At 43.9% G+C, this 16,945-nt stretch carries 16 protein-coding genes and 2 riboswitches; of the genes, 10 read left to right on the top strand and 6 right to left on the bottom strand.

The window, feature by feature from the left end; all coding sequences use genetic code 11:
* Positions 1-161 precede the first annotated feature (161 nt).
* On the bottom strand, positions 162-1,346 hold the full coding sequence (locus MKY99_RS00575; protein WP_339268114.1) for a hypothetical protein: 1,185 nt from the start codon (positions 1,344-1,346) through the stop codon (positions 162-164).
* A 224-nt stretch (positions 1,347-1,570) separates the two neighbouring features.
* Between MKY99_RS00575 and MKY99_RS00570 the strand changes: the two genes are divergently transcribed.
* The gene (locus tag MKY99_RS00570) at positions 1,571-3,631 is read left to right on the top strand and encodes a PBP1A family penicillin-binding protein (RefSeq protein ID WP_339268112.1); all 2,061 of its coding nucleotides are present in this window, start codon (positions 1,571-1,573) and stop codon (positions 3,629-3,631) included.
* Between the two features lie 202 nt (positions 3,632-3,833).
* The gene (locus tag MKY99_RS00565; protein ID WP_339268110.1) at positions 3,834-4,307 is read left to right on the top strand and encodes an AbrB/MazE/SpoVT family DNA-binding domain-containing protein; all 474 of its coding nucleotides are present in this window, start codon (positions 3,834-3,836) and stop codon (positions 4,305-4,307) included.
* A 101-nt stretch (positions 4,308-4,408) separates the two neighbouring features.
* On the opposite strand, the gene MKY99_RS00560 is transcribed toward MKY99_RS00565, so the two are convergent.
* Complete coding sequence (locus tag MKY99_RS00560; protein WP_042183958.1) at positions 4,409-4,915, bottom strand: YwhD family protein; 507 nt, start codon at positions 4,913-4,915, stop codon at positions 4,409-4,411.
* 103 nt (positions 4,916-5,018) lie between these two features.
* Between MKY99_RS00560 and MKY99_RS00555 the strand changes: the two genes are divergently transcribed.
* From MKY99_RS00555 to MKY99_RS00530, 6 genes are all read left to right on the top strand, one after another.
* Positions 5,019-7,025 carry a M1 family metallopeptidase gene (locus MKY99_RS00555; RefSeq protein WP_339268108.1) on the top strand — a complete coding sequence of 669 codons (2,007 nt, stop codon included), beginning with the start codon at positions 5,019-5,021 and terminating at the stop codon, positions 7,023-7,025.
* An 11-nt stretch (positions 7,026-7,036) separates the two neighbouring features.
* A complete protein-coding gene (locus MKY99_RS00550; RefSeq protein ID WP_339268106.1) occupies positions 7,037-7,867 on the top strand; it encodes a hypothetical protein in 831 nt (276 codons plus the stop codon).
* 214 nt (positions 7,868-8,081) lie between these two features.
* Positions 8,082-8,220, top strand: a riboswitch (cyclic di-AMP (ydaO/yuaA leader).
* A 53-nt stretch (positions 8,221-8,273) separates the two neighbouring features.
* Positions 8,274-8,702: a C40 family peptidase gene (locus MKY99_RS00545; RefSeq protein ID WP_042193080.1), complete on the top strand. Its 429-nt coding sequence runs from the start codon at positions 8,274-8,276 to the stop codon at positions 8,700-8,702.
* 359 nt (positions 8,703-9,061) lie between these two features.
* A riboswitch (cyclic di-AMP (ydaO/yuaA leader) is annotated at positions 9,062-9,203 on the top strand.
* A 5-nt stretch (positions 9,204-9,208) separates the two neighbouring features.
* Entirely contained in the window at positions 9,209-9,700 is a 492-nt protein-coding gene (locus MKY99_RS00540) for a C40 family peptidase (protein ID WP_042183954.1), read from the top strand.
* 255 nt (positions 9,701-9,955) lie between these two features.
* Positions 9,956-10,441, top strand: coding sequence for a GNAT family N-acetyltransferase (locus tag MKY99_RS00535; protein ID WP_076301049.1), 486 nt, complete (start codon positions 9,956-9,958; stop codon positions 10,439-10,441).
* 127 nt (positions 10,442-10,568) lie between these two features.
* Positions 10,569-10,925, top strand: a complete 357-nt coding sequence (locus MKY99_RS00530; protein WP_042183950.1) for a cytochrome c — start codon at positions 10,569-10,571, stop codon at positions 10,923-10,925.
* Between the two features lie 91 nt (positions 10,926-11,016).
* On the opposite strand, the gene MKY99_RS00525 is transcribed toward MKY99_RS00530, so the two are convergent.
* Together MKY99_RS00525 and MKY99_RS00520 are read right to left on the bottom strand one after the other, a co-directional pair.
* Positions 11,017-11,304 carry a 4a-hydroxytetrahydrobiopterin dehydratase gene (locus MKY99_RS00525; RefSeq protein WP_042123209.1) on the bottom strand — a complete coding sequence of 96 codons (288 nt, stop codon included), beginning with the start codon at positions 11,302-11,304 and terminating at the stop codon, positions 11,017-11,019.
* A 228-nt stretch (positions 11,305-11,532) separates the two neighbouring features.
* Positions 11,533-11,826, bottom strand: coding sequence for a hypothetical protein (locus MKY99_RS00520; protein WP_042131745.1), 294 nt, complete (start codon positions 11,824-11,826; stop codon positions 11,533-11,535).
* Between the two features lie 206 nt (positions 11,827-12,032).
* Between MKY99_RS00520 and motA the strand changes: the two genes are divergently transcribed.
* Together motA and motB are read left to right on the top strand one after the other, a co-directional pair.
* On the top strand, positions 12,033-12,836 hold the full coding sequence (gene motA, locus MKY99_RS00515; protein ID WP_076286892.1) for a flagellar motor stator protein MotA: 804 nt from the start codon (positions 12,033-12,035) through the stop codon (positions 12,834-12,836).
* Positions 12,820-13,638, top strand: a complete 819-nt coding sequence (gene motB / locus MKY99_RS00510) for a flagellar motor protein MotB (RefSeq protein ID WP_042183946.1) — start codon at positions 12,820-12,822, stop codon at positions 13,636-13,638. Before motA ends, motB begins: the two co-directional genes overlap by 17 nt.
* Before the next feature lie 99 nt (positions 13,639-13,737).
* Here the strand turns inward: motB and rluF are convergent, their stop codons facing one another.
* Together rluF and MKY99_RS00500 are read right to left on the bottom strand one after the other, a co-directional pair.
* Positions 13,738-14,439 (bottom strand): 23S rRNA pseudouridine(2604) synthase RluF, encoded by a 702-nt coding sequence (gene rluF / locus MKY99_RS00505; RefSeq protein ID WP_076286905.1) that lies wholly within the window; start codon positions 14,437-14,439, stop codon positions 13,738-13,740.
* On the bottom strand, positions 14,429-16,756 hold the full coding sequence (locus MKY99_RS00500; RefSeq protein WP_339268103.1) for an ATP-binding protein: 2,328 nt from the start codon (positions 16,754-16,756) through the stop codon (positions 14,429-14,431). The genes rluF and MKY99_RS00500 overlap by 11 nt, the downstream gene beginning before the upstream one ends.
* Positions 16,757-16,945 lie beyond the last annotated feature (189 nt).

Genomic DNA, 16,945 nt, shown 5'->3' with positions numbered 1-16,945 from the left:
AGCTCATAAAATTTTACCATATTGATGGATAAAAGCACACTTGGAACATGTAGTAAAACTGTACACAAGTGCAACCAACTTCATAATCACAAAAAAACGGTTCCCTTAGGAACCGTTTAGAAAACTAAAAGCTATGCTCGCTACCTTTACTAACCCGCCTGTTACAAGGACAAAATTTTCAACGAAAATCTAAGTTGCCAAGAAGCGCCGCCATCTTTAGTTACATATAACGATGAATAATCGCGTTCGCGAACGGCTAGCCAGCCTTCTTTATTACTAGTGAACGAGATTACTCCTTCATACCCAGCAATCGCCGGAAGATTGGTCCACTGCTTGCCACCGTTATATGTGCGTCCTACCGCTACTTTTTCTGCTGCGTCGGAATAACCCACCAAGAAGGTCGTATTGTTCCCTATCAGCTCCAAATTTCCCGGTCTGCCAGACGCAGGCCCTTTATTTACTACAGCTTTTCCACTACCCGGGGAAGGTCCACCCCCAGCAGTTTCCTGGGCGATCACTCTATTCCAGCTTTTCCCCTTATTCGTACTTGTATATAGGGAGTATGAGGTTTGACTCATCCCTGAGCCGCCAAAGAGAACCACATCAACTTGATCTCCCTTCGCGGTGATTTGCCCATACTCTGGATCGGTAAAGGCTACCTTTAACGATAAACTCCAAGTTTTGCCACCATCTGCGGTCTTCATTACCCGGTAGCTGGTTCCAGGCACAGTTACAACGGCCCAGCCGGTATTACGATCACTGAAATAAGCACCGCGTGTATTGGATGGGGTTGAAATCTTACTCCAGCTAAGTCCCCCGTCCTTGGTGTAATACGTTGATGCCCTGTTATACCCGAAACCAATCTTACTGTCGAAAAAATCGATTCTTTCAAAGCTAACAGCTTTATTCGAAAGTCTTTTCCATTCTGAGCCGCCATTAGAGGTACTGATTAAATATCGAGCTTGACCGTCTTCTACAGAAGCAAGGGCAAAACCATGCACGTTATCGGGAAAATCAATCTGTTTAAAGCTCCATTGGCCTTCATAAATTTCTTGAAAATTGCAGCCTCCATCAGAAGTGCCAATCATAAATCCATTGCCTGCTGCCCGTCCGATATCTCCATTCAGAAACTGAACATCAGAAAAGGTAAGCGGTGTGGATACGTCTCCTGAATGCTTGTTTTGCAGAGACTGTAGTAGCCCATGATCTCCAGTGCCGCACGCCGCTGGTGTAGCCGATGCCGCAGCATGTACAGAAGAAGCTGATGCACCCCAGCCTGAAACCATTATTAGCGTCGCCGAAAGGGCGGTTATTGTCGTTCTTTGAATCTTTTTCGTCCAGTTCATAGTGACACCTCCTATTGTATATATACCCTAGCTTTCAATCTCTACTCTTTTATACCTCCTGAAGCACGCATGATCCACCATTGAATAGTCACAAAATGGAAACAGTTTGTCATCTCCTATTTAAATCTCCTCCAGCAATAGTCCCTTTAACAGATCACCTAGTTATACAATGAATATCCTTCCAGTTCCTTTCCCATAATACAAGGAGAAGGGAGTCTGGTGTCATGTCACGTGAAACAACGAGTCCACCCAAACGAAAAAGCCGCTTCCGCCGTTTATTCCGGCTGCTGGTAGCCATGATTATATTGTTTCTACTGACCACGGGAGCTCTGCTCGGTTACCTATACCAAAAAGATCTCCCTCCCATTGGCGATGATGTGCGCTCCAAGCTACTCGACTCCAGGGGCAATATTCTTGCCACCTTTACCTCAGACGGGCGTAGCCGTGAACCGGTCAAATTAAGCCAAATTTCTCCCCTGCTCATTGAAGCCACACTAGCCGTCGAGGACCGTAAGTTTTACGAGCATTCCGGATTTGACATGAAGGGGATGGCTCGGGCCGTGCTCGTCAATCTGGAAGAGGGAAACCGAACGCAAGGGGCTAGCACGCTAACTCAGCAGCTCGCGAGAAATCTTTATCTATCACACGAGAAGACGTGGACGCGTAAAGCTAAAGAAGCCTTGTATACGATGCAGCTCGAGATGAAATACAGCAAAGATGAAATCTTGAACATGTATTTAAATAACATCTACTATGGCCATGGTGCCTATGGCATTGAAGCAGCCTCTCAAATGTATTTTGGTAAATCTGCAGCAGACTTAGACTTGGCAGAGAGTACCATGCTAGCTGGAATTCCAAAAGGACCAACCTATTATTCGCCGTACAATCATTTAGACAACGCTAAAAAACGCCAAAAAATCATTTTGACTGTCATGACCAATTTAGGAGAAATCACACAAGAAGAAGCAGGTCAGGCTGTTCAGGAAGACTTGAACTTAAAACCACAAGGCCAGAAGGATACCACTGTGGTTGCACCTTATTTCAGAGATTATATCCGCAATCTGGCCACAGAATCTCTTCACATCAACAGTGATGAGCTGGAACAAGGAGGACTAAATGTTTACACTACCCTTGACCCTGACATGCAGCATGCCGCAGAACAAGCAGTCGACAAAGAGATGGATCAAAAGAGTGATCTGGAGACCGCTCTTGTTTCCATCGATCCTCGCACTGGCTACATTAAAGCTATGGTCGGCGGAAAAAATTATCGTACCAACCAATACAACCATGCTCTAGCCACCACACGTCAGCCTGGCTCGTCCTTTAAGCCGATCATGTATTTAGCAGCACTCTCTTCTAAAGAGATGACTGGTCTTTCCGTTTTCAAAAGCCAGCCAACGATGTTCCATTATGATAACAATCGCAAAACCTACCAGCCTCGGAACTTCGGCGATAAGTATCTGGGCGAAATCAATATGCGACAAGCCATTGCAGCATCCGACAATATCTATGCTGTGAATACGATCATGAAGATCGGCGCAGATAAGGTGAGCGAGATGGCAGGCAAGATGGGCATTGATAGTCCGCTTCAAAGCGTGCCGTCACTGGCACTCGGTACCTCACCGATCAGTCCGCTAGAAATGGCTGCAGCATTCGCTGTTATTGGAAACAGTGGTCAAAAAATGCCCACCACAGCCATTCTAAAAATAACGGATTCTAATGGTATGGTGCTGTATGAAGCACCACAGCCAAAGGGTGAAGCCATTGTAGAGCCTTCTGCCGCCTATGTGTTGACCCGTTTAATGGAGGGGGTATTTGAGACTGGGGGGACAGGAAACCGCGTAGCTTCTATAATCAAACGTCCGGTAGCCGGCAAGACTGGAACTACGGATACAGACGGCTGGATGGTAGGCTTCACCCCCGAGCTGTCCACTGCAGTTTGGGTTGGATATGACAAGGGGCGCGACATCACAACTACCGATGGCCGACGGGCAGCTCCAATTTTCGCGGAGTTTACTGAAAAAGCGTTGGAAAATATCCCGCCTAAGATTTTTCCCATTCCAGATGGCGTAGTCAGTGTATACATCAATCCGCAATCCGGTAAGCTAGCTACAGCAGCCTGTCCCGAAAAAGAATTGGAGACTTTCATTAGTGGAACTGAGCCCACCGAATACTGTGATCAACATGGCAAAGCTCCCGCTGTCGATGATGTACAAAGCAAAGTAGATCCTGCTGAAGAAAGTCGTTCCCTGTGGAACAATATTAAACGCTGGTGGTTGAATTAACCTCTTCATTAATTGAAGAGGTTTTTCTTTTTTATTACTTATTTATTGTAGAATCCATAGGATGGCCAAACTCGATTTTCACTTCTCCCACAAAGGATGTAACCGCTTCATTAATTATATTCACCCCATTCTCTTAACTCACAATTACTGCTATAATAGTTAGTAGCAACCAAAATATAAAGATGTAAATGAGGGACATGGGATGAAGGATACAGGCATGATCCGGAGTTTAGACAGTCTTGGGAGAATTGTGGTTCCCGCAGAAATCCGTATGACTCGTAATATCGACATTGGTGATCCTATCGAATTTTTTATATTAAACGATAACACCATCATACTCAGGAAGTACACCTCGACAGAATGTACGTTTTGCAGAAGCCACGACCATGTCACCTACTATAAAGAGCAATTTATTTGCAGTAGCTGTCTAAAAGAAATTGCCGACCCTGAACGCATGTCTCAAGTGCCTGAGGCGCGCCAAGATTTTGCAGGCGAAGTGTCAGAACACAGCAGCACGATCCGGAAGACAAAGACAGAGGATATGTGCCAACGCCTGGAGCGGGCCATAGAAGAACATCCATATGCCAATCAGAAAGAGCTTGCTGAAATTCTTGGGATCAGTCAAGCCAGAGTAAGTCAACTCAAACGCAAACTTAATACGGCAGGCAGATCGTAAACTAATTCATTGTGTTCAATTCAAAAAGGCTTCGACTCTCCTATTTCAGGATGTCGAAGCCTTTTTTCTGTATCAGGTAACCTTGACCGGGTAATTCGTTCCTACTCGGTCAGTGCGGCCTTAAGCTCATCGGAGGACGCAGTCCACCATGCCTCATTATGAGAGATCAAGAGGGATTTGAGGGCAGCTTTTTCAACTGCGCCAAGCCCTCCCACATCGATTTTGCGTTTTAGAGCAGCATCCAACTTATTGACATGCTCGGCGAGAATTTTCCAACCGCGACGTGCTTCCGTATCGATCCACATTTCGCAGGCCGTTATTCCACCATAGAATTGACTATCCTGTGTACGGTCCACTGCTACCCATACTACCCAAACCTGTCTACCATTAGGTACATCTTCACGGTTCATGGAGAATTTAATCCCCTTTTCAACCTTACTCTTGGCATGCATGGCACCAATATCAATGACTGCTTCACCGCCATCAATAATGACAGGCGATACGTTATTGAGCTCTATAGAGCCTGCTCCAAAGCCTTTATGTTTACTTTTGGCATTCACAATATTTAAGGCAATCTGTTTCTTGCCCTCCGGTTGTATGTTGTCCACGAGTGCACACCCTTCCTCTTACGAATAATTTAATTTTAGCTAATAATGCGGCGATTGCAAACATATACATCCCGTAGATGCTTGTCACGGGAGGAATCACACTATGAAGTCACTGTCATTAAGGTACATCATCATCTTTGCGACCCTGGCCACCCTCGTGCTATTAGGAGGCATATGGGTCTATTCGGGGGATAACTCCACATCTTCTGTTACTAGCTTTGTTTCAAAAGAGGCCAAGTCCTCAAGCGGCACAGCTCCTGCAGCTGCACCACAACAGAAACTGCCTGAAAGCGCCCCCGTTCCAGCAGAAGAGGCATTAAGTCAACGAGTTGTCGAGTATCACATCGATGTTCAGCTTGTTCCTGATACAGAAACCTTAATCGCTTCTGAGACGGTAACCTGGACACACCCCGGTGTAAAACCGGTAAGTGATCTATATTTCCATATGTATCCAAATGCTTTTACTTCACCAGATACTACCTTTATGAAGGAGTCCGGAGGAACGCTCAGAGGTGACACCATGCCAGAGAATGGCTTCGGAAGTATGACTTTAACCGATTTGCGCACAACAGAAGGAACATCACTAATGCAAAGAGTGCAATTTGTACAACCCGATGATGGTAACGTCAACGATAAGACACTCCTAAAGGTACATCTCCCACAGCCGGTTAATGGTGGGGAAAGTGTCACGCTTAAACTCCAGTACGAGGTCCAGCTCCCCAAAATATTTGCCCGTATGGGCGCATCAGGCAATTTCGTGATGGCTGGGCAATGGTTCCCTAAACTTAGTGTATACGAGCCTATGGGCACACGTGGGGTTAAGGAGGAAGGCTGGGATTTGCATCAGTATCACGGCACCTCTGAGTTTTACAGCGATTTTGGCATCTTTAATGTAACGATTGCGGTTCCTTCCGACTACACGGTAGCTGCGACCGGATTTCCTGTGAGGAATGCCAAGCTAAAGCAAGATCAAAAAATATATCAGTTCTACGCTGACGATGTCCATGACTTTGCGTGGGCGGCATCCCCTGATTTTACAGTAGCCGAAGAAGCCTTCTCTACGCCAGAAGTGCCTGGTGTACGGATTAAGGTGTATCTCGATCCATTACACAAAGACTTAAAGGAACGATACCTTCAGGCCGCTAAGGCAGCTCTGACCTACTTCAGCAAATGGTATGGTCCTTATCCCTACTCGACTCTGTCTATTATCGTTCCGCCTAAGGAGGGGAATGGGGCTGGAGGAATGGAGTATCCAACACTCATTACAGCATTTGGAGCCACAGACTCTTCTCCTGACACCTCACTTGAAAGAACCGTCGTTCATGAAATTGGCCATCAATACTTTTACGGCATGGTAGCCAGCAATGAATTCGAAGAGGCTTGGCTAGATGAAAGCTTCACTTCTTATGCTGAAGACAGACTCATGGAGCAAGAATATGGCATCAAAACGAATCTCCCTCTTCAGTCCAGCTTGGTGACCAAATCAGAGCCGCTAAATTTAGAAACATGGAAATATGCCGGGGCAGAATCCTATAGCCGGAATGTGTATATTCGCGGAAAGCTAGTACTTAAGGATATTGAACGCCAAGTAGGCACTAAGGCAATGAACAGCATCATGTCCACTTACGCACGTAAATTCCGTTTCCAGCACCCCACTACGTCTGATTTTCAAAAAGTCGTTGAGAAGGTAACCAAAAAATCATGGCAGCCTTATTTCGAAGATTATATTTATGGTGGTGGTGCTCCTGATTTCTCAGTAGATACGATTACGATTAAAAAGAATGGCAACAGCGATGCTCAGAGCTATGAATCCATAGTAAAGATTACAAACAAAGGGAGCCATTACGTTGACGTTCCCATTAAATTCACATTCGCCGATGGCTCTGCTACAGAGCGGGTCTGGAGCGGTGAAGGAGCAGAGACTACCTTCCAATTGTTAAGCGATAAGCTTCTTCTCTCTGCTGAGGTTGATCCTGAGCATACCATTCTGTTAGAAAACAAGCATCTTAATAACTTCAGACTGGCGGAAATAGAGCCCAAAACGCTCTCCCGCTGGACATTAAGTGTAACTAAACTAGTTGAAACCGTGCTCGGAACTCTTGTCTGGTGAGGTGAATGATTGTGAGAACATCGATAACCCGCGGCTGGCAAAGCATGAAGGAGCAATTTTATATTCTGATTCTGCTCTTCATCTACCGACTGCTCTGGGGCTACTTTATGTACGGCTTCATCCGGTCTGCTATCGTTCCAATTCTACTGCGTTATCCAGATAAAGACGCTGGAGGCAGCGGAATGGGTAGACTACTCTATTATGTCGAAGGGCAGTTCAGCTTGAACACAGATCCTGCGATACGTACTTGGTTATGGATGTTCCTAGGGCTTGTTGTCTTACGACTGCTACTCTCCCCCTTCATAAGGGCAGGATTACTGCATGAACTCCATCAGGAGCGAAAAGGAGAGCGTGGCCTGTTCTTTTTTCCAGGTATGAAGCTTTATGGATTTCCAGTGTTTATCTTCAGTCTAATCGAATGGGTGCTGGCTCTACTTCCGTTATACTGGCTTGCTCCAAAAATGTACGGGCTATTCTTGTCCTCCTTTCTGAACTACTCTTTGTTACTTCATCTAGTTCCATACGTATTGGCATGGCTTATATACATCTTTATCGTGCGCCTGTTCCTTCTATATATGCAGTTTGGTTATACCAGCGGCACGGGGATGTTCTCCTCCTTATTCATTTGCTTGAAGTCGCTGATTCCGGCAATAGGAATTTCAATCATACTTGGTGCAGCAGGCCTGATCCTTTTGCTAGTGTGCGGACTAACGGGTATCTTCTGTCCTGGCCTACCAGCACTTCTTATTCGTCAACTTTCATCACTGCCCTCAACACTCTTCAAAATGTGGGGAATTTCAGCTCAATATCATCTATGGCAAAGTAAAGCATTTCCACAATAATTTGAAGCATTACAGAACATAATATAAGAGTCCCGGTTCCTGAATCAGGAGCTGGGACTCTTTCGCGTTATAGACAAATTATGAGGATTTGCAAAATCGTAAAGACTTTGTTACAATAAGTCCTGTTCCATTGGTAACAAGTTTGTAATCATTTGAAACGATTTCTACATAACTTCATGTATTTGTCGTAGTCATGTCGATAAGTCACTATCTGGTGCATAAAACGCCGAATTCCTTGCACCGGGAAGTGGGGGAACCATATTTTGGGTGAATTGATCTCGCTTTGCAGTGATCATAGGGGAACCTTCTACCGAATCCTTAAGCTAACCTCACAGGCATTGGAAGGGGTACAATTTTTTTGAAGAATTTAAGAAAAGCATGCGTCGCTGCGGCGCTAGGACTTGTGATGGCGTTCTCTATTGGTGGAGGAAGTGCCTTTGCAGATTCTAAGATGGACAGTGTTATTTCAAAGACAATTGGAGTTGCCTATAAAACCGGAGGCACTAGCACTGCCGGGTTTGACTGTTCTGGATTTACTACGTATGTATTCAAGAAGGTGGGTCTTTCTTTGCCCCGTACTTCAAAAGCTCAATATAATGTCGGAACTCCTGTAGCCAAAAGTAAATTACGTTCAGGTGACCTAGTTTTCTTTAACACATTGGGCAACGGCGTATCCCATGTCGGCATTTATGTTGGAAACGGAAAATTCGCACAATCATCATCTTCATATGGCGTGACCATCACTTCACTTAGCCAGTCCTACTGGGCCAATCGCTACGTTGGTGCTAAAAGAGTAATGAGTACTTCCTCATATCAAGCTATAGCCTACGATTAATACTTCCCCACAACTATAACCTCACAATTACATTATATAGACCTGGGTTTGATTATTGACTTAATCGAATCCAGGTTTTCTTTTGCCTTATTATATTCTTTACACCTCTTGAACGGACTTTAAACACTTTTATTTGATAAAAATTTCAATAAATATAAAAATTAGTTTAATATTATCGCTTACATATGCATTTTGACTTTAAAAAAACGAATTTTTCTGCATGATTATGTTAAAAACGATTGCCAAGCGGCACTCTGTTTGTTACAATAACTGCAGTAAGATTTTAGTAACATTTTTGTAATCATTAAGTTGTTATTTACAAAGGTTTTGTCATGTATTGATTACAAGCTATTCCTAATCAACAGTATCAGCCGAGTTTCCTAACTATTAGGAAAACGGGGGAACCAACTTTGGGTGAATTGACCTCCATTTTTAGAGGGGTCATAGGGGACCTTCAACCGAACCCTTAAGCTAACCTCGTAGGCATCCGGAAGGGGTATAAACTTTTGAAGAAGAAGCTAGCAGCAGCAGTACTTAGCTTTTCCATTATTTTCACCATCGGAGCAGGAAGCGCTTTCGCGGATTCCAAAATGGATAAAGTGATCGACAAGACCATCGGAACTAAGTACGTATCCGGCGGCATCTCCACAAATGGATTTGATTGCTCCGGATTTACAATGTATGTATTTGATAAAATTGGTATAAACCTACCACACCAATCAGGTTCCCAGTATCAAATGGGTACTGCTATCTCCCAAGATGATTTAAGATCTGGAGATCTTGTATTCTTCAATACAAGTGGTAAGGGTGTCTCCCATGTCGGTATTTATGTCGGTGAAGGCAAGTTTGCACACGCATCTTCCTCACGCGGTGTAACGATTAGCTCCCTGAGTGATAGCTACTACGTGAAACGCTACATCGGTGCTAAACGAATTATGAGCACGGATGCTTATCATTCTGTTGCTTCTGAGACAGAAGATAATGATGATGTTCAATAAGTAAATCGTACATAGGCTCTTTTCCAAGATGTTGATTCTTGGGGAAGAGCTTGTTTTTTGTCTTATTTAGTATTTACCCCTCTCAGAATTTGTAAAACAATAATCCTCATAAATTTCTGAGTCGACCATGCCTCTTTTTGTATATAATTAGTTACAAGCATAAACGCCTTCGATGTCCTTATAAGGACCATAAGTATTTTAAGCTACAAATATAAGACATTTAAAGTTCCCCCGTGAAAGGAGGTCCTTGACCTTATGATAAATCCCTCTGTTACTTTTCATGTAGCGCCTATGGAGACCAGTCACGCGGAAGAGGTTTGCAACTGGGATTACACTGCCCCTTATAATATTTACGGCTGGATGCCGTGGGAGCAAATGCAGGCTCTTGGAATCGAGTTCGGTGACCCGCAGCTACGGAATGAGCAATATGTCTCCATACTAAATGGGCAAGGGATTTTGTGTGGATTCGCGCAGTTGTTTCCAATGGAAGGTGTTGTTCGCTTGGGGATTGGTATGCGCCCTGATCTATGCGGTCAAGGTCTAGGGAAAATATTCATGGATGCAATCGTGCAAGCAGCCTTAATTCGTTATCCTGAGCGTGAGATTGATCTAGAGGTATTGACCTGGAACCAGCGGGCGATCCGAACTTACCAAAAGTGTGGATTTACGATTACCGATACGTATGAGCGCCTAACCCCCACAGGAAACAAACCTTTTTATTGCATGGTCTATGATAAATAATATTAAATTCCATATTTTTCAATGATTTGATGGCATTATCGTTCATTTTTTTGTCACAAACCCTATGATAACGCTTCACCTTGAGCTATAATGTAGGGAGCAGCTTACATAGAAGGGACGAACTGGGATGCAGAAATGGATCATGAGCGGTTTGTTTTTTGCCGCCTGTGCCTTTGCGGTAGTACTTATGTTTACACTTCCAGGTAAAGAAGAGGTAGCTGAACAGAATAAACCGACGATGCCGGAAGTTCAATTGGATGCGGCAAAGGCCGAAGCAACCGTGAAAGCCAGCTGTATCACCTGTCACGGCGATCAGCTTCAAGGTGGAGTTGGACCCAGTCTTCAAAATGAAGGCGGTCAGCATGATGCTGAAGAAATCTACAGTATCGTCACTAAAGGACGCGGTCAAATGCCTTCCTTTAAAGAAAAGCTAGCCCCTGAGGAGATTGCAAACGTCGCCCTCTGGCTCTCAGAGAAAAAGTAACAGTAACTACTACCTAAGCAACTAAAAACGCCCGTGCCAGAAGATAGTTCACTATCTGCGCACGGGCGTTTATTTATGAGTTTGGGTGACACTAACGATTTTTCTCAAAGGCTTCATTAAATTCATGTGCCTCTCGAATATCTAGAGCTGTAATACCGTCTTCCTCATTTGATTTCAGTCGTAAAGTCACTGTCTTATAATCAATCGTAATATGTGGATGGTGATCAAAGGCTTCTGAAATGGTGGCTACTTCATCAACGAAAGCAATACCCTTCATATATTGGCTGAACATATATTTTCGCACCATGGTATTCTCTTCCAGCTTCCAACCTTCCAGCTTGCTGATCTGCTCACGCAGTTCTTCTTCCGTAAATAACAATTCGTTTCCTCCCTTACTAAAAATTGCAGTAAAATCCGCAGGTCCCTTTACTCGTCTTATTCGTTAAACAAAACATCCCTTAGCTTCTGAGGTCCAAGGGATGTGCCAGGATAAAGGCAATATTTTCGATTAAATGTATTCAAGAATCCCAGCGATTATAACTCGGCTACACCAATTTTAACACGGGCTACTAACTACGGGCAAATTACGCCCCCCCGCCCCCTCTTCTTAAATCAAAACAACAGAGGCTAAATCCTCTTCTCCGACTAAAATATTAATGCGGTGCGTGTCCTTATCGTAGATGATAACGCCGCTCCCCACCTCAATCATAGGTTCATTACCCAGCGCGAAGAAAAGATCCTCAGCCAGTGCCTCCCATACCTCCATCTTGGATTCCTGCGGCAATTCTTGCCACTCTTCTGGATCCATTTCAAAAAATAAGTACCCATCGGAAATTCTTCCGACAGCCTCAGTCAAATCCGTTAGGATTTCACCGTAATCTCTACCATGCTTTACACCCACATGTATCACTCCGTTTTCTCCACAGATGAATAATTACTTACCTTATCCATTATAGCCGAAAAAATGACTTCACAAAAAACGGAATGATGTCGATAAATAAGAATATACGTTATTCGGTTTCGAACAGAGTGCCTTGCCGCTGTTTCAAGGATGATATACGCGGCTTTGTCGGAACACATCTTATAATCTCATGGACGAGGTGCATAATGGAAATTTCAACAATACTTGGTTTAATTTTTGGTCTAGTTGCAGTTATTTGGGGTATGATCCTCAAGCACGCTCCTCTTCACGCTTTAGCCACACCTGCTGCTTACGTTATTATCTTAGTGGGTACGGCAGCTTCCATCTTTATGGCCTTTCCGTTCTCGGAGGTCAAGAAGATTCCAAGTCTGTTTAAAATGATTTTTGTCAAAAAGAAATTAATCAGTAAATCCGAATTAATTACTATGTTCATGGAGTGGGCTTCTATTACACGGCGTGAAGGTCTGCTGGCTCTTGAGTCGAAAGTCGATGAAATAGAAGATAACTTCCTCAGAAATGGCATGCGGATGATTATTGATGGAAATGATCAGGATTTTGTCCGCGATGTTCTCATGGAGGACATCCACGCCACAGAGGATAGACATAAAGCAGGCGCACTCATTTTCTCACAAGCAGGTATGTATGCTCCTACACTTGGCGTACTTGGGGCCGTTATCGGACTTATAGCCGCTCTGGCTGATATGAGTGATATGAACAAATTGGCTGCAGCAATCGGGGCTGCCTTCATCGCAACGCTACTCGGTATCTTTACAGGTTACGTATTATGGCATCCTATTGCCAATAAGCTAAAACGACTTTCCAAACGTGAAATTGAAGTTCGAATGATGATGGTCGAAGGTCTTTTGTCCATACAATCCGGTGTATCCACTATTGCCATCAATCAGAAGCTTGCTGTCTTCCTGACACCTTCGGAACGAGCTAAGTTAAATGATGAGAAGGAGAGTGGATCGGGTGAGCAAAAAGACTAGACGACACGAAGAGCATGAAGAACACGCCGATGAATCGTGGCTACTGCCTTATTCTGATCTTATGACCCTTCTGGTAGCCTTGTTCATCGTAATGTATTCTATGAGTGCAACGGATGCCAAAAAATTCGAAGAGATGAGTCAAGCCTTCAGTTCTGCTCTTAATGGCGGTACAGGTGTTCTTGAAGAGCGGGCGGCAATGCCATCTAAGAGTCAAGAGGATTTAGGAAAAAATGATCAAATGGATAAATCAGTAACCAAGAAAAATGAACAAACAGAAATGGCTAAGCTGCGGCAAAAGGAACAAGAGGATTTAGAGAAGCTTAAGAAGCAGTTTGATCAATATATCAGCAAGAACGGCCTTACCGATCTACTCAGTACTAAGCTCAATCAATCCCAGCTTATGATTACGATAAGTGATAACGCGTTGTTCGCATCCGGACAGGCAGTAGTTAAAGATGATTCTCGACAATTAGCAAAGTCCATCTCAACCATGCTGCAGCAATTCCCGGATTATGATGTAGTCGTGCAAGGACATACCGATAATATCCCTATCTCTAATAGCGACTATTCTTCCAACTGGGACCTGAGCGCCGATCGCGCCCTTCAGTTCATGAAGATCTTGCTAACAAATACGAACCTGAATCCACGGAAATTTAGTGCGATTGGATACGGGGAATACCACCCCATTTCTGAAAATACAACAGCTGTTGGACGAAGTAAGAACCGCCGGGTTGAAGTATCCATTATTCGTAAATATCAAGAAACCAAAGAGTTCTCAGGTATTGCTCCTTCCGATGAATAATGGTTATCCTATTACAAACATAAAGAGCTGTCCCAAGGTCTTAGACCGATGGAACAGCTCTTTTTTGACACATTGTATTCAAATCTAGGCTTTTCTAAGTTATAGAAGTTCGTAGTTCAGTGTAGCTCCAAGTTCTTGCTTCTCTTCAGCAGACAGCTCACGCCATTCTCCTGTTTGTAATGCCCCTAGACGAATATTCATAATCCGAATGCGTTGAAGCTTTCTAACCTCGTAGCCAAAAGCGCTGCACATACGGCGGATCTGACGATTCTTACCCTCCGTCAAAATAATACGGAATACACGCTCTGTAATACGAGTGACCTCACAAGGTAGCGTCTTCTCACCTAATATCTTTACGCCGCTGGACATGCCGGTAATAAATGATGGCGTAATCGGTCTGTCTACAGTAACAACATACTCTTTTTCATGCCGACCTTCGGACCGTAAAATCTTGTTAACGATGTCCCCATCGTTGGTAAGCAAAATCAATCCTTCTGAATCCTTATCGAGTCGCCCAATCGGAAAGATTCGCTCATGATGACCTACAAAGTCAACAATATTCCCCTTAATATGCTGCTCTGTAGTTGAAGTGATACCCACTGGCTTGTTTAACGCAATGTAAACCGTCTGGCTTGATGTTTCAAGCGCAACACCATCTATTCTCACATCATCGCCTGGAACGGCCTGACTGCCAAGCACAGCAGGTTGTCCGTTGATCGTAACTCTACCACCTTCCACCAGCTTATCTGCTTCACGGCGTGAACAGTACCCTGTCTCACTGATGAATTTATTAATTCTCACGTTGTCCTTCACTCCGTTCATCCTTAATATTAAGCCAAGGGCTATCCGTACCAGCTGCAGGCAGCTTGATCATAACAGTTGTCCCTTGACCCACTTCACTTTGTATTTCCAAATGACCCTTATGAGCCTGAATAATACGTTGGCTAATCATTAGCCCTAAGCCTGTTCCCGACTCCTTATTGGTGAAGAAGGGCTCACCCAGCTTAGGCAGCATATCCTTAGGAATTCCTTCGCCTTGATCTGAAATAAGAATGAAGACCGAATCCAAGGTATTTCTTAACTCCATTGAAATCACACCACCATCAGGCATAGCTTCAATAGCATTTTTGACGATGTTAATAAACACCTGCTTTAGCTGGTTCACTTCACAATGTACGGTGGATGGATATTCAGAGAATGTCGCACTAAACTGAATCCCAAACAAATGAGCTTGACTGTCTAATAGAGAAACCACATCGCCAAGGATATCCCGCACATCTTTTTCCTGGAAATGAACAGCTTGAGGCTTGGCCAAAATCAAAAATTCACTTACGATCAGATTAATCCGCTCGAGCTCGGACAACATCAGTTCAATATGAAGGGGAACCAAAATCTGCTTTTCTTGTTGAAGCTGCAGAAATCCTTTTAGCGTCGTAAGAGGATTACGAATCTCATGAGCTACTCCCGCGGCTAATTGACCAACTGTAGTCAGCTTCTCAGAGCGTCTAAGCAGTTCCTCCATTCGGTTACGTTCTGTCATATCACGTGAGACGTGAATAAAGGAATGTGGATACCCGTCTTCATCACGAATCACTGAGGTACTAACACTAACTTCAACAATTGTTCCATCACGTTTAAGTCTTACGGTTTCAATTGGTGGTAGAACCGCACCACTCTTTAACGCATCAAGCCGTTCTTCCTCCTGCCTAAGCGCTGTCGCAGGCACAAGGTAAGGCTTATTCCCTAGCACCTCTTTGGCACTCCATCCATACAGCTCTTCGAAGGCTCTGTTCGTACTAGTAATTCGGCCGTCCATATCGATGGTATGTATCGCATCAGAGGTTCCATTAATGACCGATTCCAAATGCTCCTTAACCGCTCGGTTCTCTTCCAGTGTCTGTTTGAGTCGATTAGTGCGCTGCATGAGATGAGCCGTCATAGCGTTGATTCGTAGTGCCAGTTGCCCTAACTCATCCCGGCTAGTTACCTTAAGTGGAGGCTCGAATTTCCCTTTGGCTACATCGTTCACTTTGGCAAGTATCGCCTGAATAGGACGAGTAACAAATCCAGACAGTATGTAACTGCATAACAAGAATAATGTAAGTAATAACAGTGAAGTTGTCAGATTATTAATTAATTGTTCATGAACCACAGATGAAATCACGGAGTAATCCAAAACGACACCAATTACATAAGCTTTCAGTCCAGGTGATTGGATAGGAATGAAGCTTTTGAGCACTCTTTTTCCAAGCACTTTCGTCTCCAGTGTAACCGGCTTCTGCTTCTCCTGAGCCAATAGCATCGCTGTTCTATCCTGCTCCACATTACCATAAGTATAGGTGCCGTACTTAATGGGACGGTTACCAAGATTCTTATTCAATGTGTCAGTTCCGTCAGCCTTCATACTTGCTGAACCAAATGTTACCGGGTTAAATCCTGTGAGTTCTAAGATCCCTGGATTAGCTTCCTTAGTCTGCGCTGCGATTTGATCGGGATTGGTAATCTTGACATAGTCGCTGGCTGCAGTATTGAGAATAACAGGATTTATGATGTAGTTGCTCTCTTCATCATGGTAATATCCCCACTTTTCAATGAAATCGAGATTGTAGGTTGAATAATCAAAAGGGCCTGACCAAAAATGGTCCATGGCCTGCCCCTGACCCACGGATACCTCCTGATTATCGAACAACTCCAAAAAGGCCAGATACCAGTACCCCCAGTCCTTTGTGGACACCCCAATATCACTAGGCACCGAAGACCTCGCTATTACAATATCGTTATCAGTCTTTACCAGAATTGAAATATTAGACACGCCCACCTTGGAAGTTAGGGCCTTAAGTTCTTCATTCGTCACATTCCTATAGTCGGGGTCCAGCTCTTCGGAGGCAAAGATAGCCGCCATCCTTAAATTATGCGCAATTTGATATTCTACATAGTTAGAGCTATAGTTACTTTGTTCTACAGAAACGGCCATTTGCATAGCGGTTAGTTGCATATTATTAATGCTTTCATTCCGTAGATTATTTTGGGCGGCATAAAGGTTAAATGTCAGGTTCAGTGCTAAAATTAGCAACACCGCCCCAAAAATAATAGCAGATAGTTTTGTCTTTATGGACAAACTGTTTGTTCACCTCTTATCCACTGGTAAATCCTTGCGGGGCCTACAATAAACATCATACCTTTTGCCCTCACATTTGAAAAGACATTTCAATGAAGCGTTCCAATTCAAGAAATATTGAAATTCAAAAGGTCTTTCTCTACAATATACAAGTATAAATGCCTTCGGCGTACTTATACCGACGGGAAG

It is taken from the genome of Paenibacillus sp. FSL R5-0470 (assembly GCF_037975205.1).
In the GTDB taxonomy this organism is placed as follows: Bacteria; Bacillota; Bacilli; order Paenibacillales; family Paenibacillaceae; genus Paenibacillus_AQ.
Note: the sequence above shows the minus strand (reverse complement) of the source record. Positions and strands in the feature narration are given on the sequence as shown.

Excerpts from the sequence above, each read along its gene's own strand:
- MKY99_RS00555 (WP_339268108.1), top strand. The coding sequence starts at position 5,019 with ATGAAGTCACTGTCATTAAGGTACATCATCATCTTTGCGACCCTGGCC.
- MKY99_RS00565 (WP_339268110.1), top strand. The coding sequence starts at position 3,834 with ATGAAGGATACAGGCATGATCCGGAGTTTAGACAGTCTTGGGAGAATT.
- motA (WP_076286892.1), top strand. The coding sequence starts at position 12,033 with ATGGAAATTTCAACAATACTTGGTTTAATTTTTGGTCTAGTTGCAGTT.
- MKY99_RS00545 (WP_042193080.1), top strand. The coding sequence starts at position 8,274 with ATGGCGTTCTCTATTGGTGGAGGAAGTGCCTTTGCAGATTCTAAGATG.
- MKY99_RS00535 (WP_076301049.1), top strand. The coding sequence starts at position 9,956 with ATGATAAATCCCTCTGTTACTTTTCATGTAGCGCCTATGGAGACCAGT.
- MKY99_RS00570 (WP_339268112.1), top strand. The coding sequence starts at position 1,571 with ATGTCACGTGAAACAACGAGTCCACCCAAACGAAAAAGCCGCTTCCGC.
- MKY99_RS00575 (WP_339268114.1), bottom strand. The coding sequence starts at position 1,346 with ATGAACTGGACGAAAAAGATTCAAAGAACGACAATAACCGCCCTTTCG.
- MKY99_RS00530 (WP_042183950.1), top strand. The coding sequence starts at position 10,569 with ATGCAGAAATGGATCATGAGCGGTTTGTTTTTTGCCGCCTGTGCCTTT.